Here is a 13,932-nt window from a genome sequence, read left to right on the forward strand (position 1 = left end):
TTATAGAACCCATTTGGTATCTTTTTTAGAAGAATTACATAGTAATGATTTGAGAATAAATGCTTTAATCTCATCAAAACCTTTTGTTATTTCGGTTACAGATGTAAATATCAAATAGGTTCTATATTTATCAAACACCAATACCAAGATTAACAGAGGGTGATTTATACTTTCAAGACATAGTAGAAAAGGCAGGTAAGTTAATTTGTACTTCTCCTGAATATGATGAATTAGCTCAAGAAATTGGTTTAGAAAGTCATCAAAACGGAGTAACGGATAAGGAAGAAAGGGAAATTTTACGCGCTGAAGTTGATGGTATGGTAGCCCATTTATATGGTTTAAATGAGGTGGAATTTAAGCATATTTTAAGCACTTTTCCCATAGTTGAGGAGAGCATTAAAGAGAGAAGTTTAAAGGCTTTTTTAGAGCTTAAAGAAAACTAATTTTAAGAGAATTAGATTCAGATTAAAAGAATTTTGAAGGGGCGATCCCGAAGTTGTGCTGTGCGATCGCCTCCCTAGTCCAGAAGCCTTTTTCTTATATAACTGACGTTACGCAAAGCAAAATAGTGGACATTAAAGGTATTAGGTATTAGTTGTTAGGTATTAGGTTTTAAATAATCACCTGCCGTGCTGAATTCATCAGAAATTGATCAAAATTTCACACTTTTAGCAAGGGGTTTAAACCTCTTGTTTCATCAAAAACTCCGCATTTCTTTATTTTATTTTTGATATATTCTTTATTATACTATCCCCCAAAACCTTAATTCTTCCGTATTTAACCTAATGCCTAATACCTAAAACCTAACACCTTTTATAATTTACTATAATAAAGGAATACTACCTAAAATTCCTTCTATTTTTTTGTAAATTTCCATTAAGCGATCGCCGTTAAGATGAACTTCTGTGGTAGGATAATTTTCGGCTACCTCCATAATACTAACATCGTTATTTTCTAATGCTGATGTTACCACCGCACCTCGTAAAGATTCTCGACTGGCTTTCTCTGTAGGAGTAGTAATCACTTCGGAAAAACCATCTAAAATAAACTCACCAAAAGGGCTATTCAACATTTTTGACAACATAACTCCATTCACTGGAATTTTTCGACAAAGAGTATTTTTGACATTTTCCGGTTTTTGGTTTGCTAACCTCAAAAAATAACTTAAAGCTGAAGAAGTCTCTCCTGTCTCACAAAAAATACTTAAATCAGCAACCGGAATAGACTGCCGCAACATACTATATTTTAAAACAATGGTATCAGAAGCGATAGCTGGAGCAAAAGGATTCAAAATTAAGGTAATTAGAGTGGGAATAATTAAAAAATAACGAGTTGGTGCAGACATAATATACTAAAATAAAATTAATTTTAACGTTAGTTCCTTAGACGTAGATTAATTTTAAAAGTTCATCAGAAAATATCAATTATGAACAAGGATTATGAAAAGGGAAAAATATCCAAGGAATAAAGATTAAAATTAACCAAAGTATTTCTTGCCAATTAAATTTAGAATAACGAAAGGAATTATCTAATAAATTTTCGATTCTTTCCTCTAAACGACAATTAGTAAAAGGGCATTCTAAGTTAAATGTTAATGGTTTTGGTGCATTGATAGTGGCTGTGGTGACGGTTAATAATGCCTCAGCAATTAATAAATAATCTACAGTTTTCGCTGCGGTATTATCAGCTCTTAATTCTCTTAAAAGAAGTAAATTACTCCACAAATTTTCGTTATTTGGTAGCCAAAACGTTAATCTTTCTAAATAGGATAACCAAAAGAAAAAGAAGGTATCTTTATGAATTTCGTGAGCAGATTCATGGGCAATTACGGCATTTAAATGTTCTTTAGATAGCAGTTTTATTAGTCCGCTACTCATTACCAATTGCGATCGCCAAAAGCCTACTTGAGCAGCATAGGGAAAAGAAGTTTGTAAAATTTTAATGTTTTTTCCGCCGATATTTTGTAAAGGATATTTTCTGATTAATAAGAATAATTTTTGCAGATCCCATGTTATTTTAATTAAGGTAAATAAAGCAAAAACTAAAAAAGATACTGATAAATAATAACTAAATTTACTAGCTTTTATCCCCCACATTTCTCCATGATAACCCATGAAAAAAACCGTAACACAAGTCATCAATAAAAGTAAAGGAGGAAAACCAAATAAAAATAAAGATAAACCCCAATTTTTTTGATATTTGATCCCTTTTAGTTGACTAATTAATCGAATACTATAAGCAATAAATAAAGCAGAAAAAATAAAGATAAAGTGCATTTTAATTATTCTCCTCCCTTTGTTGACGAATTTGACTTAAACGATCAGCAATAGCTTGAATTTGTTGTACACTAGCGGTATCTAAACTATCAGCAAAAGAAGCTACCACATCAGGGTTACTAACTGCCAAAAAATTATTTAATTGTTCATAGGATTGAATCGCTTGTGCTTGTTCACGGGAAATGAGAGGATACCAGTAAAAAGCACGACTTTTCTTCACATATTTTAACCAACCCTTCTTTGTCAATCGTTGTAAAACCGTCATAACTGAAGCATAAGCTAATTCTCGCTCAGGATCTGCTAAAATTCTTTCATGAACATCCTTGGCACTAGCAGAACCTAAATCCCAAATAATTTCTAAGACTTCTTGTTCTAAAAACCCTAAGGATAATTTTTCAGGTCGATATTTAGGTAAAAAAGACATTTATGTTATAAGATTATAATTGATTATTATGTAATTTTATCACCTCTTTTCAAAATTAAAAATTATTTATAGCTTAACAATCATTATCAGGTAAAAATAAAAAGTAATAAATTACTGAAAGTATATTAAAAATATGAATTTGATTCAAGGAAATAAATTGTTAATTTTCAAACATAGGAGTAAATGAAAATGGGATTTAAAACCTTAATATTTTTTATTATTGTTATAATAATTATCTTATTATTTATTCAAAATTTACAACCTATATCATTAGTATTTTTAGGATTTAATTCTCTGAGTTTACCTTTATCTTTATGGCTTTTATTTGCATTATTTATGGGAATGTTATCAAGTTTAATAATTCAAATTTTAAGTAATAATCTCATTCCAAAAACAAAGTCAAATCAATCATTTTCTTCTAACAATATATCTAATAATCCTCCTCCTTCACCACCATCATTTACAGCTAAACCTATCACAGAAAAAAAAGCAGTTTATCAACCGCCGATGTCTAATGAAAATATTAAAAAAAATAATCAATTTAATGAGTTTGATAATGATTTAGATTTTGATGATATTCCAGAAAATATAGAGAAAGATAATCAAATTTTAGAGGAAAAAAAACAAGTAAATTATTCAAATAACATTGATCTAAATACACCATTAGAAAAAGAATTAATAACTACTCCTGACATCATACTGGAAAAAGAATTGAATACTCCTGTATCAGAAGATATACCTTTAGAAACCTTTTTAAAACCTAGAGAAGCCTCTATTTATTCTTATCAATCAGGAGAAAAAACTGAAATTAAGCCCAAATCATCTACATTTAAACCTAATCAAAAAAAACAATCATCACCGAAGAATCCTAATCAAAATTATCAAGAAAGAGTATATGATGCACCTTATAGAATTATTGCTCCTGCTTCTGAGAATAAAGACAAAGAAATTTATAATGATTTTGATGAAGATGATGACTGGGATTTTTAACTAAGTAATAATTAATAAGTCATCAGTTATTTTCCCAAAAATTAATACAATTAAAATAAAGGTTGTTTATACTCAACATTTACTCAATAATGAATAAAATTAATCTTGTTTTTTGTTATGCCTGTTTCCTCACCATTCCTTCTCATTTATTAACTTTATCAGCTTTTGCCCAATCAAAAATATATAATCCCATACCAATACAAGAAAATCAACCCATTACAGATAAACTCACCACTAATGATATTCCCACTGGAGAAGGGGGTTTTGCTAGAGATTATGTCATCAATCTTCAAAAAGGAGATCAAATTGCCATAGATTTAACCTCTGATGATTTTGATACAGTTGTGATGTTGATCAGTGAAGATGGTTCAACTATAGCAGAAAATGATGATAGTCCTGATAGTGAAAGTAATTCTCTTTTATTTACGCGCATTGTTGAGACAGGAAAATATTTCATTAGGGTAAAAGCTTTTGGTGCAACGGGGAATGGTAACTTTATTTTAAAACTCACCCACTTAAAACCTATTAAATGAGACGTTATCGGGTAATCCTTCATCCATAACGTCTGCTAATATTGTTCTTAATTTAATTTAAGGATTTTGATCGCACTTTTTGATATTACGAGATCAATAAATTGATTTGTCCTCCATCAAGTCTGAGATTAGTTTTTGTTATTTTCGTTAAACCAATTTTCTAAGTCAATTATCCCCTGAAAATCTAATAAGGCTTCTCCTAAAGATTCTAATTCTAAAATAGAGAGAGTCCGAATTTTACCTTGTACTTCATCAGATAAAGTACCACAACGACGAGTTAACTGTCGAATCAGTAATTGAATTTCACCTTCTTGTAAGCCTTCTTGACGACCTTCTTGTAAGCCTTCTTGACGACCTTCTTGTAAGCCTTCTTGACGACCTTCTTGTAAGCCTTCTTGTAAGCCTTGTTCTTTCCAGAATCTCACTACTTCCTTATATAATCGAGGTTCTGAAGGCATCTTTGCAGTTTTTAAATCTAACATAGTTAATATCTCCTCATTGCTTAATTGGGGGAATTTGCTATCTAGTATAGCTTCGATCAAATTTAATCGTCTCTGAAATTCTTGTTCTGTTGAGGTACTATTTAAAACTGATTGAGCTAAATTTACAGCTTCAGATTCTTGCACTACTATTAACTTTAATAAAGCTAAATTGGGACTCAAATCTTGTAAGGACAATAAATCTTCTAAGTATAATCTTGTTATGTTACTATTTAAGAGGGTTTCATAGGGAATATCTGAACCTAAATCATTACTGCGATTTTGTAGAATTAGTAACCCATTCCAAGGTCTTTTTACCTCATATTGATAAAGGTACAAGAAAGTTTCTGCAAAATATCGACCATAAAATTTTGTATCTTTTTGCATTTGGGCTTCTAAAAAGATTAATGGTAAATTGGGATTATCCGATAATGGCGTTAATAGTCCATCTAAACGAAATTCTGTATCTTTAATTACTGGTGCACTGTAACTAAATTCGCAATCGGCAGGAATTGTTGGTATTAATTCGTTGATTAATGAAGGTTGAGACAGAAAAAGACTATAAAATAATTTGTCGGTTTTCATAAAATTACTGTGACATTTCCTTACTCATATTACTCAAATTTAACTTGTTGGTAAATATCGTTGAGATTTAATTCTAATTTAAGAGATTTTATGCCTAAAATTATTAAATCCATAACGAGAGTAAGTTTTTATAGCTAAAGAAAAGACTCACAAAAACAGGAAAAGTTACCAAAAATTAGTAAAATTAAGACATATAACAAAAAATAATCACATTATTTTGATTAGACAATGGAAATAAAAATTAGTAATATTAGTAAATTAGATTGGAGTGGTGGCGCTTTAGCTTTAGGTTTTTTAGCGGATAATGTCGAACTTAGTGAAGAATTAAAACAATTAGATCAAAAATTAGGTGATACCATTAGCGAATTAATTAATGAAACTGAATTTACTGGTAAAGTTGGTACTACTGCCATCGCCCGTGTAGGTGGCAAAAACTCTTTACGCAAAATTATTTTAGTCGGTTTAGGAAAACTAGAAGATTTAACCTTAGATTCTTTTCGTCGGGCTGGAGGAAGTATCGCTAGAGTGGCTAAACAAGCTAAAATCAAGACATTAGCTATCGCTCTTAACAGCAATGACTATGAAAATGAGATACTAGCCCAAGTCATTAGTGAAGGAGTTATTCTAGCTTTACATGAAGATAAACGTTTTAAATCTGATCCAGAAGACACTAAAATCAGGATTGAAACTATCGAATTATTAGACTTACCCGCTGATAATAAAGCAATTGACACTGCAAAAAAAATCACATCAGGAGTCATTTTAGCCCGAGAATTAGTCAACGCCCCTGCCAACGCCATTAATCCCATAACCATGACGGAAACAGTTGAACAAATAGCCACAGAATACGGTTTAGAGTTAACTATTTTAGAACAAGAAGACTGCGAAAGATTAGGTATGGGAGCATTTTTAGGGGTAGCCAAAGCCTCGGATTTACCGCCAAAATTCCTCCATCTTGTCTATAAACCTCAAGGCACTCCTAAACGTAAATTAGCGATTGTCGGTAAAGGTTTAACCTTCGATTCAGGGGGTTTAAACTTAAAAGTTAGCGGTAGTGGTATTGAAACCATGAAAATGGATATGGGAGGTGCTGCTGCTACTTTTGGGGCGGCTAAGTCTATAGCACAGTTAAAACCTAATGTAGAGATTCACTTTATCAGTGCCGTGACAGAAAATATGATTAGTGGTAAAGCAATGCACCCTGGGGATATTTTAACTGCATCTAATGGCAAAACTATCGAAGTTAATAACACCGATGCTGAAGGGCGTTTAACTTTAGCAGATGCCTTAGTTTATGCTGATAAATTGGGAGTAGATGCTATAGTAGATTTAGCTACTTTAACGGGAGCTTGTATTGTAGCATTAGGCAATGACATCGCCGGATTATGGACAACAGATAATCTGTTAGCTACCCAATTACAAACTTGTGCGCAAACCGCAGGAGAAAAATTCTGGCAAATGCCTTTAGAAAGTAAATATTTTGACCAGATGAAGTCATCGATCGCCGACATGAAAAATACGGGGAGTCGTGCCGGAGGCTCAATTACGGCGGCTTTATTTTTACAACAATTTGTTAAAGATACTCCTTGGGTACACTTAGACATTGCAGGACCAGTATGGGCAGAAAAACCCACTGCTATAGATAACGAAGGTGGTACTGGTTTTGCGGTACGAACTCTTGTAAATTGGGCGTTAAATGATTAAGAATTAGAAATAAGGAATTAGGAATTACAATTAAATTTTTTTATTATTACTTACAAAAAAACATGGGTGAATCGAAAAGAAGAAAAGAAACATTAGGAGAACAATACGGTAAAGAAGAACGTTTTGTCTCGTGGTTGCCGTTGACAAAAAAACAAGCGGATGACGCTTATAAATTAACTACTCGTGGTGCATGGATAGGCATTGGGTTATTAACAGGTACATGGGTAATAATTAGATTTATCGGTCCAGCTTTTGGGTGGTGGAATGTCAATTAATTTCATTAAATTTAGGATCTGAAATTATTTTTTTACTTTATTATTAATAGTTAATTTTCAATAATTATAGGAGCAATATTATGATGATTTCTGATCTTAAACATGGTTTATTCAAATACGATGTTAAAGATTATTATGCTATTTTAGGAGTACCTATTGATGCTAATGTAAAAGACATTCGCCTACGTTATTTAAAAATTGCTTATCAACTCCATCCTGATACCAACCAAGCAAAAACAGAAGCAGAAAAACAAAGAGCTAGTAGTATTCTTTCTAAGTTAGTTAATCCCGCCTATGAGAATTTATCTAAAGAAAAATTGAAGAAAGAATCTGAATTGATTATGTCAGAAATTGGGCGAAGATTAGCAACTGAATCTTATAAAATTACAATTGGAAGTGAAAGTGCCAAAAAACTTTTACAAGAAGAAAAAAATACTAATAAACTTTATCATGAATTAATTGAAAAATTAGCTCCTGAACAATATCAAGACTTAGAAAAAGTACATATTAAAATAGCTTTAATGAGTGAGCTAAATATGGTTTATTTAATGTCAGAGAAAAATATTGAGTATAATAAAGTAATGGGAGTTTCTCGTCAATCAGAAATCAGTATTGGGGAAGGTAGCATTTCTCAATCTTCAGGTAATATTAATACTTCTGAACCTAATCTTAATAATTCCATTCAAAATGAAACGCCTAAAAAGCCAACGGTGTCTCGTTTAGATAAATTAATTAATAGTGCAAAACAACACGCAGAAAATGGTAATTATGAACAAGGTATTATTGATTTACGAGAAGCAGTAAAAATTGACTCCAATAGTAGTACTGCCCATGCTTTACTCGGTTCTATGTATGTCAAACAAAATAATCTTACTTACGGTCGTATCCATATTAACAAAGCTATGGTACTAGATGGAAATAATCCCATCGCTAAACAAGCCCAGCAAGAATTAAAAGACACGGAGAAAAAAGATAAATCTGGGGGGAGTAAAGCACCTGTAAAATCGGGAAAAGATGCTAAAGCTGTTAAATCTCCTGAGAAATCGAAAGATAAATCAAAAGATGTTAAAAAAGACGGTAAAAAAGAAGCACCAAAAATTTTTGGTATTCCTTTATGGTAGGATCAACCTAGATAACCAGTGAAAAATAACCTAATCACCATCAGAGTATGATTCACCAAGCACCAGCAGGAGCAAGAGATTTATTACCCTTAGAAGTAGCACAAAAAAGTTGGATAAATGATCGTTTACAGGAAGTTTTTCAACGTTGGGGATATAAAAGAATTGTTACATCTACCATTGAATGGGTTGATACTCTTATGGCAGGAGGGGCAATTCAACCATCAACAGTAATCCAACTACAAAATATTGGTGAAGGGCGGTTAGGATTACGCCCAGAATTAACTGCTTCTATTGCACGGGCGGCGGTTAATCGACTGACAACGAAAACTATTCAACGACTTTGTTATCGTGCCAATGTTTTTCGTAATCCTCCTCAAGGACATCATGGACGACAATTAGAATTTTATCAAGCTGGTGTCGAGTTATTATTTACCGATGGCGTTTTAGCTGATGCCGAAACTCTCTTATTATTAACTGATTGTTTAGAATATTTAGGAGTAGAATCTTGGCAATTACTGTTGGGGGATGCAGGTTTAACTCGTTCTTTATTAACGGTTTTTCCTGATCATTTACAGTCAGATATTTTAAATTGTATCGCTAATTTAGATAGAGTTACTTTAGAAAATTTACCTTTAGAATCAGAGTTAAAAAATAGAGCTTTATTAGTATTTGATTTAAGAGGAAATCCTTTAGAAGTTTTAGAAAAAGTAACTAAGTTAGAGTTAGATGACAACGGTAAAAAATCAGTTAATCATCTTCAATCATTAATCGAATTAGTTAATTATAACAGTGAAAAAATTTTACCGATAACTTTAGATTTGAGTTTAATTCAAACTTTTAATTATTATACAGGAATTGTATTTGAAGCGGTGAGTATAACTGAAAATAAATCTTATGTTTTAGGACAAGGCGGACGTTATAATCAACTTTTAAGTCTTTATCATCCCCAAAAGCAAATTTATCCAGGTATCGGTTTTTCTTTTAATATTGAAGATTTACATAGTTGTCTATTAAATAGTCCAAATTTACCAAAAATAACTCCTCCCAGTGATTGGCTTGTGATTCCAGAATCATCTTCTGCGGTTAAACAGGCTTTCAATTATGCCCAAAAACTCAGAAAAAATAGCGAAAAAATTGTCAAAGTAGAAATTGATTTAGAATCTCGTACACCAGAAGAAATCAAAAATTATGCTAAAAATGAAGGGATTTTATCCTTAGCATGGATTAGTGAAAATGGTACTATTAACATAGAAAATCTATAATAATTAGGGTTAACTGAAAAAGTATTCTTTACCTTTAATTAGCTTTTTATTGTTCATTATTTATTCTTTATTATAAAATGTCTTTTAAACTAGGTGTTATTGGCGGTTGCGTAATGGCAGAAGCGATTATTTCTCGCTTAATTAAAAACAATATTTATACTCCTTCACAAGTTTTTATAAGTGAACCTTCGGTTGATCGTCGTCAGTTTTTGCAAGAAAAATACTCCGTTATTACCACAGAAAAAAATCAAGAAATTTTAGACAATTCTGAAATAATAATTTTAGCGATTAAACCGCAAATTTTCTCTACAGTTATCACCGATTTAACTTTAAATTTGGGCCTAAAAAAGCCCTTAATTATCTCAATTTTAGCCGGTGTTTCTTTAGCTAAATTAACCCAAGGATTTGCTGATTTTCCCATCGTTAGGGTGATGCCTAATACCCCCGCCATTGTAGGAGAAGGAATGACGGCTGTTAGCCCTAATAACTTCGTTTCTGAGTCTCAATTAAAGGTTACGCTCTCTATTTTTGCTGCCATCGGCTCTGTGATTGAAGTACCAGAATATTTAATGGATGCTGTAACTGGGTTGTCTGGATCTGGTCCTGCCTTTGTCGCTTTGATGATTGAGGCTTTAGCTGATGGTGGGGTAGCTTCTGGTTTACCTCGAGCGATCGCTTTAGAATTAGCAACACAAACAGTTTTAGGTACTGCACAATTAGTCAAACAAGAGAATTTACACCCAGCTTTATTAAAAGATCAAGTTACAAGTCCGGGTGGTACAACTATAGCAGGAGTAGCACAATTAGAAAAATATGGCTTTCGTAGTGCAATTATTTCTGCTGTAACTACTGCTTATAAAAAATCTCAAGAATTAGGAAATAGTTAATAGACTTTGAAATAATTTTTAAACTTTTTAAGAATAAAAGAAGTGTTACAATTACCATTAATGGTGAATCTCATACCTGTGATGATAATTTATCTTTACCTTTACTCTTAACTTCTCTCGGTTTTAATTCTCGTCTTATCGCCTTAGAATATAATGGTGAAATTTTACACAGACAATATTGGGAAACTACTATGATTAAAAATGGCGATCGCCTAGAAGTAGTGACAATTGTCGGCGGAGGCTAATTAATTAGAAATTAGGAATAAAGCGGAAAAAATTGAAAAAATATTGAACAATAAAAAAAGTAACAAAAAAAATGAGCAAGATAATAACTTGGGAAAAAAATAGCGACACTATTAATAATGATAACGTCAATAATTTACAATTTATCAGCCAATGGTGGTCAAATTTAGATAAAATTAAGGTAAAATTAGCTCAAAGATTAATTCCAGAAACAGGGAATCTTAATGATATTGATTGGAAACTCCAGAGATTTGACGAAGAATTTATACTGGAATCTCCACAGATAAGAGGCATAACAGTCTATGGAAAGAAAAAAGATGAAGAAAAAGAATTTGGTTACACCGCAAAAAAAATAGAATTAGATACTAATAATCAACAATTAGACATTTATCTACAATCTCAATCTAATACTGTTATTCGTTTTACTATACAGACAATTCAATATCAAACTATCTCCTTAAAAGAAGTAGAAATAGTTAGTAATGCTGACGAGAAAAATCATCTTATTCTGTTGAGAAATAATGACGCAAAATTAGAAGTAACTTTTACTTTAAATCCGAATCAACAATTATATTTACTAACACAATTGGCAAAAACTCTTAAACTTAACATATCTCCTTAAATTGTCAAAAAAAGATTTTATTGGTTAAATTTTAAGCGAAAATAACCAGTAATTAAACCTTGACTTGGACTAAATAAAAAACTTAAAATAAATAAAGTAGTTGCAACTAACACAATAGCAGGTCCTGAAGGTAAATTAAAATAATAACTTAAATACATTCCGCTAATACTAGAAATAACGCCTACAAAAACACCGACTAACATAACTTGATTTAAACGATTTACTAATAAATAAGCGGTAGAAGGTGGAGTAATTAATAATGATAAAACCAAAATAACTCCCACAGCTTTTAAACTAGCAACAATGGTTAAACCAATTAAAATCATTAACCCTGTATCGAGTAAATTAACGGGTAAACCGACAGATTCTGCACCTAATTTGTCAAAGGTATAAAATAATAATTCTTTGTAAAAAAAGAAGACAATTAATAAAACAAACGAGGCGATGAAAAGAGTATCTCTTACTTCTGAGAAACTAACCCCTAAAATATTACCAAAAAGGAAATGATTTAAGTCAATTTTATTCTCTTTTTGAACTACGGTAATTAAGGTTATTCCTAAAGCAAAAAAAGCAGAAAAAACAATACCCATAGCCGCATCTTCTTTAATTTTTGAGTTATTTCTAATAATATTAATACAAACAGTACTAATTAATCCAGCGATAAAAGCACCGATAAAAATATTAATATCTAAGATAAAAGCGATGGCTAATCCGGGTAAAACAGAATGACTAATAGCATCGCCTAATAAAGCTAATCTTTGTACCATTAAATAACTGCCAACCACTGCACAAATGATACCAACAACGATAGCCATGAATAAAGATCTTTGCATAAAACCATATTGTAATGGTTCAATTAAAACATTTAGCATTATTTAATAATAATTGAATTAAGTATAAGATTTTCTCAAGCAACGAATTTGGAATTATGGGAGAAAAAAGAGACTTTCCCACTATAGGCATTATATAAATTTTCTTCTTGTAAAACTTCTTCTTTATTTCCCCAAGCAATTAAAGTTTTATTGAGTAAAATCAGATCGTCAAAATTATTAATAGACTCCCCTAAATCATGATTTACTACTACCACAATTTTACCTTGATTGGCTAATTCTCGAAAAATATTAAAAATGATTGCCTCTGTTTTTTGATCTACTCCTGCAAAAGGTTCATCAAAAAAGAATATATCAGCTTCTTGTGCTAAAGATCTAGCTAAAAAGACTCTTTGTTGTTGCCCTCCGGATAATTCTCCTATGGGGCGATGGCAAAAATCAGACATTCCTACTTTTTCTAAAGTATTTTTAGCAATAACACGGCTCATCACGGAAAACGGCTTTAACCATCCAGTTTTTTTGACTCTACCCATCATCACAACATCCCATACCGTAGCCGGATAAGTCCAATCAATTTGCGATCGCTGTGGCACATAAGCAATATATTGCCGTTGTTGAATAAGAGGTTGACTATGGAAAAGAATTGAGCCAAATTGATAAGGGATCAAGCCTAACATCGCTTTAATCATAGTACTTTTTCCCGCGCCATTAGGACCAATAATTCCTGTAACCCGTTTTGGTGCAACATGAAAAGTTATATTTCTTAAAGCCTCAACTTGACGATAATTGACAGTTAAATTTTCAACCTTGAGACAATCAGAATTAGTCATAAATCTATAAACCCTAAGGGTGGATATAGAATTATTATAGCAAAAATGAAAAGATTATGAAAAGATAGTTAAATATTCCCTAGGTACAAAATCTACCAACCAAACTTCATTATCAGAACAATAAAAAATAAAACCATTTTTCTGCATTAATTGACTATTAATGATCAATATAATTGGTTCTCCTTTTCTTTGTCCTACTTTTTTGGCCGTTTCTAAATCTGTTGATAAATGTACATGATGACGAGACATTTTTAATAAACCTTGATCAAGAATAGAATTAACAAATTGTCTTGTTGTACCATGATAAAGAATAAGAGGGGGAGTTTTTGGAATTAAATTCAAGTCAATCTTAATACTATGTCCTTGATTGGCTCTAATTTTTGTTCCTGTTTCATCAAAACTAAATCTTTTTTTTTCATTAGACTTGACGACTTCTATTAATTCTAATTTTGTTATGGGAAAATCATTTTTCTCACAGATAAATAATAATTCATCAATGTTAACCCAACCTTGATTATCTATATTTAATCCAATTTCAAAAGGCGTATGTCTTAAATATTTACTTAAAAATTTACTTATTTTTATTAATTTATTAGTATGTTTAGTCATTTTCTTAGACAAACAAAGGGGAAATTTCCCCAAAAATTTTATTTTAAATAGTATTTTTTAGATTAATTATTTATTTCAAATAAAGTATATTAAAATAATAATAATAAGCGAATGATTATAATTTAATTAAATTCAAGCTACGATAGGCTCTATTTCTGAAGTTTTATTCCTTTCTTTTTGAATTTCTACGATGGAATCTTCTTCGTCATTTTCTTCTAAACTTTGTTCCTCATTAACACATAAACGTTTACAAGGAATGGTA

The 13,932-nt window shown here is 31.3% G+C and carries 17 protein-coding genes; 10 read left to right on the forward strand and 7 right to left on the reverse strand.

Annotated features, from left to right (window positions below):
* The first annotated feature begins 317 nt into the window (after positions 1 to 317).
* Positions 318 to 443 carry a hypothetical protein gene (locus FWJ34_RS13030; protein ID WP_308255758.1) on the forward strand — a complete coding sequence of 42 codons (126 nt, stop codon included), beginning with the start codon at positions 318 to 320 and terminating at the stop codon, positions 441 to 443.
* 380 nt (positions 444 to 823) lie between these two features.
* Here FWJ34_RS13030 and FWJ34_RS13035 read toward each other — a convergent pair whose 3' ends face one another.
* From FWJ34_RS13035 to FWJ34_RS13045, 3 genes are all read right to left on the reverse strand, one after another.
* Positions 824 to 1,345, reverse strand: coding sequence for an alpha/beta hydrolase (locus FWJ34_RS13035; RefSeq protein ID WP_308255759.1), 522 nt, complete (start codon positions 1,343 to 1,345; stop codon positions 824 to 826).
* 79 nt (positions 1,346 to 1,424) lie between these two features.
* Positions 1,425 to 2,276: a M56 family metallopeptidase gene (locus FWJ34_RS13040; protein WP_308255760.1), complete on the reverse strand. Its 852-nt coding sequence runs from the start codon at positions 2,274 to 2,276 to the stop codon at positions 1,425 to 1,427.
* Between the two features lies 1 nt (position 2,277).
* A complete protein-coding gene (locus tag FWJ34_RS13045) occupies positions 2,278 to 2,700 on the reverse strand; it encodes a BlaI/MecI/CopY family transcriptional regulator (RefSeq protein ID WP_308255761.1) in 423 nt (140 codons plus the stop codon).
* 189 nt (positions 2,701 to 2,889) lie between these two features.
* Between FWJ34_RS13045 and FWJ34_RS13050 the strand changes: the two genes are divergently transcribed.
* Both FWJ34_RS13050 and FWJ34_RS13055 read left to right on the forward strand, forming a co-directional pair.
* Positions 2,890 to 3,690 (forward strand): hypothetical protein, encoded by an 801-nt coding sequence (locus tag FWJ34_RS13050; protein WP_308255762.1) that lies wholly within the window; start codon positions 2,890 to 2,892, stop codon positions 3,688 to 3,690.
* Positions 3,691 to 3,779: 89 nt separating this feature from the next.
* Entirely contained in the window at positions 3,780 to 4,223 is a 444-nt protein-coding gene (locus FWJ34_RS13055; protein ID WP_308255763.1) for a PPC domain-containing protein, read from the forward strand.
* 128 nt (positions 4,224 to 4,351) lie between these two features.
* Here the strand turns inward: FWJ34_RS13055 and FWJ34_RS13060 are convergent, their stop codons facing one another.
* Complete coding sequence (locus tag FWJ34_RS13060) at positions 4,352 to 5,287, reverse strand: DUF2887 domain-containing protein (protein WP_308255764.1); 936 nt, start codon at positions 5,285 to 5,287, stop codon at positions 4,352 to 4,354.
* Between the two features lie 228 nt (positions 5,288 to 5,515).
* Between FWJ34_RS13060 and FWJ34_RS13065 the strand changes: the two genes are divergently transcribed.
* From FWJ34_RS13065 to FWJ34_RS13095, 7 genes are all read left to right on the forward strand, one after another.
* Complete coding sequence (locus FWJ34_RS13065; RefSeq protein ID WP_308255765.1) at positions 5,516 to 6,991, forward strand: leucyl aminopeptidase; 1,476 nt, start codon at positions 5,516 to 5,518, stop codon at positions 6,989 to 6,991.
* A 62-nt stretch (positions 6,992 to 7,053) separates the two neighbouring features.
* The gene (locus FWJ34_RS13070) at positions 7,054 to 7,266 is read left to right on the forward strand and encodes a DUF2839 domain-containing protein (protein WP_308255766.1); all 213 of its coding nucleotides are present in this window, start codon (positions 7,054 to 7,056) and stop codon (positions 7,264 to 7,266) included.
* A gap of 80 nt (positions 7,267 to 7,346) precedes the next feature.
* Positions 7,347 to 8,387, forward strand: coding sequence for a DnaJ domain-containing protein (locus FWJ34_RS13075; protein ID WP_308255767.1), 1,041 nt, complete (start codon positions 7,347 to 7,349; stop codon positions 8,385 to 8,387).
* Between the two features lie 47 nt (positions 8,388 to 8,434).
* Positions 8,435 to 9,649 carry an ATP phosphoribosyltransferase regulatory subunit gene (locus tag FWJ34_RS13080; RefSeq protein ID WP_308255768.1) on the forward strand — a complete coding sequence of 405 codons (1,215 nt, stop codon included), beginning with the start codon at positions 8,435 to 8,437 and terminating at the stop codon, positions 9,647 to 9,649.
* Positions 9,650 to 9,726: 77 nt separating this feature from the next.
* Entirely contained in the window at positions 9,727 to 10,536 is an 810-nt protein-coding gene (gene proC / locus FWJ34_RS13085; protein ID WP_308255769.1) for a pyrroline-5-carboxylate reductase, read from the forward strand.
* Between the two features lie 14 nt (positions 10,537 to 10,550).
* Positions 10,551 to 10,781 carry a sulfur carrier protein ThiS gene (gene thiS, locus FWJ34_RS13090; protein WP_308255774.1) on the forward strand — a complete coding sequence of 77 codons (231 nt, stop codon included), beginning with the start codon at positions 10,551 to 10,553 and terminating at the stop codon, positions 10,779 to 10,781.
* A gap of 71 nt (positions 10,782 to 10,852) precedes the next feature.
* Positions 10,853 to 11,401 (forward strand): hypothetical protein, encoded by a 549-nt coding sequence (locus FWJ34_RS13095; RefSeq protein ID WP_308255770.1) that lies wholly within the window; start codon positions 10,853 to 10,855, stop codon positions 11,399 to 11,401.
* Between the two features lie 17 nt (positions 11,402 to 11,418).
* On the opposite strand, the gene FWJ34_RS13100 is transcribed toward FWJ34_RS13095, so the two are convergent.
* The 3 genes from FWJ34_RS13100 to FWJ34_RS13110 are packed head-to-tail and all read right to left on the reverse strand — an operon-like array spanning position 11,419 to position 13,670.
* Positions 11,419 to 12,273 (reverse strand): metal ABC transporter permease, encoded by an 855-nt coding sequence (locus FWJ34_RS13100; RefSeq protein WP_308255771.1) that lies wholly within the window; start codon positions 12,271 to 12,273, stop codon positions 11,419 to 11,421.
* 35 nt (positions 12,274 to 12,308) lie between these two features.
* The gene (locus tag FWJ34_RS13105; RefSeq protein WP_308255772.1) at positions 12,309 to 13,061 is read right to left on the reverse strand and encodes a metal ABC transporter ATP-binding protein; all 753 of its coding nucleotides are present in this window, start codon (positions 13,059 to 13,061) and stop codon (positions 12,309 to 12,311) included.
* Between the two features lie 54 nt (positions 13,062 to 13,115).
* The gene (locus FWJ34_RS13110) at positions 13,116 to 13,670 is read right to left on the reverse strand and encodes an RNA 2'-phosphotransferase (RefSeq protein ID WP_308255773.1); all 555 of its coding nucleotides are present in this window, start codon (positions 13,668 to 13,670) and stop codon (positions 13,116 to 13,118) included.
* Positions 13,671 to 13,932 lie beyond the last annotated feature (262 nt).

Source organism: Geminocystis sp. GBBB08 (genome assembly GCF_016743215.1).
Classification (GTDB): Bacteria; Cyanobacteriota; Cyanobacteriia; order Cyanobacteriales; family Cyanobacteriaceae; genus Geminocystis.

What these genes read in the sequence shown, in the direction of transcription:
- FWJ34_RS13030 (WP_308255758.1), top strand. Translation starts at nt 318, where the DNA reads ATGGTAGCCCATTTATATGGTTTAAATGAGGTGGAATTTAAGCATATT.
- FWJ34_RS13035 (WP_308255759.1), bottom strand. Translation starts at nt 1,345, where the DNA reads ATGTCTGCACCAACTCGTTATTTTTTAATTATTCCCACTCTAATTACC.
- FWJ34_RS13040 (WP_308255760.1), bottom strand. Translation starts at nt 2,276, where the DNA reads ATGCACTTTATCTTTATTTTTTCTGCTTTATTTATTGCTTATAGTATT.
- FWJ34_RS13045 (WP_308255761.1), bottom strand. Translation starts at nt 2,700, where the DNA reads ATGTCTTTTTTACCTAAATATCGACCTGAAAAATTATCCTTAGGGTTT.
- FWJ34_RS13050 (WP_308255762.1), top strand. Translation starts at nt 2,890, where the DNA reads ATGGGATTTAAAACCTTAATATTTTTTATTATTGTTATAATAATTATC.
- FWJ34_RS13055 (WP_308255763.1), top strand. Translation starts at nt 3,780, where the DNA reads ATGAATAAAATTAATCTTGTTTTTTGTTATGCCTGTTTCCTCACCATT.
- FWJ34_RS13060 (WP_308255764.1), bottom strand. Translation starts at nt 5,287, where the DNA reads ATGAAAACCGACAAATTATTTTATAGTCTTTTTCTGTCTCAACCTTCA.
- FWJ34_RS13065 (WP_308255765.1), top strand. Translation starts at nt 5,516, where the DNA reads ATGGAAATAAAAATTAGTAATATTAGTAAATTAGATTGGAGTGGTGGC.
- FWJ34_RS13070 (WP_308255766.1), top strand. Translation starts at nt 7,054, where the DNA reads ATGGGTGAATCGAAAAGAAGAAAAGAAACATTAGGAGAACAATACGGT.
- FWJ34_RS13075 (WP_308255767.1), top strand. Translation starts at nt 7,347, where the DNA reads ATGATGATTTCTGATCTTAAACATGGTTTATTCAAATACGATGTTAAA.
- FWJ34_RS13080 (WP_308255768.1), top strand. Translation starts at nt 8,435, where the DNA reads ATGATTCACCAAGCACCAGCAGGAGCAAGAGATTTATTACCCTTAGAA.
- proC (WP_308255769.1), top strand. Translation starts at nt 9,727, where the DNA reads ATGTCTTTTAAACTAGGTGTTATTGGCGGTTGCGTAATGGCAGAAGCG.
- FWJ34_RS13095 (WP_308255770.1), top strand. Translation starts at nt 10,853, where the DNA reads ATGAGCAAGATAATAACTTGGGAAAAAAATAGCGACACTATTAATAAT.
- FWJ34_RS13100 (WP_308255771.1), bottom strand. Translation starts at nt 12,273, where the DNA reads ATGCTAAATGTTTTAATTGAACCATTACAATATGGTTTTATGCAAAGA.
- FWJ34_RS13105 (WP_308255772.1), bottom strand. Translation starts at nt 13,061, where the DNA reads ATGACTAATTCTGATTGTCTCAAGGTTGAAAATTTAACTGTCAATTAT.
- FWJ34_RS13110 (WP_308255773.1), bottom strand. Translation starts at nt 13,670, where the DNA reads ATGACTAAACATACTAATAAATTAATAAAAATAAGTAAATTTTTAAGT.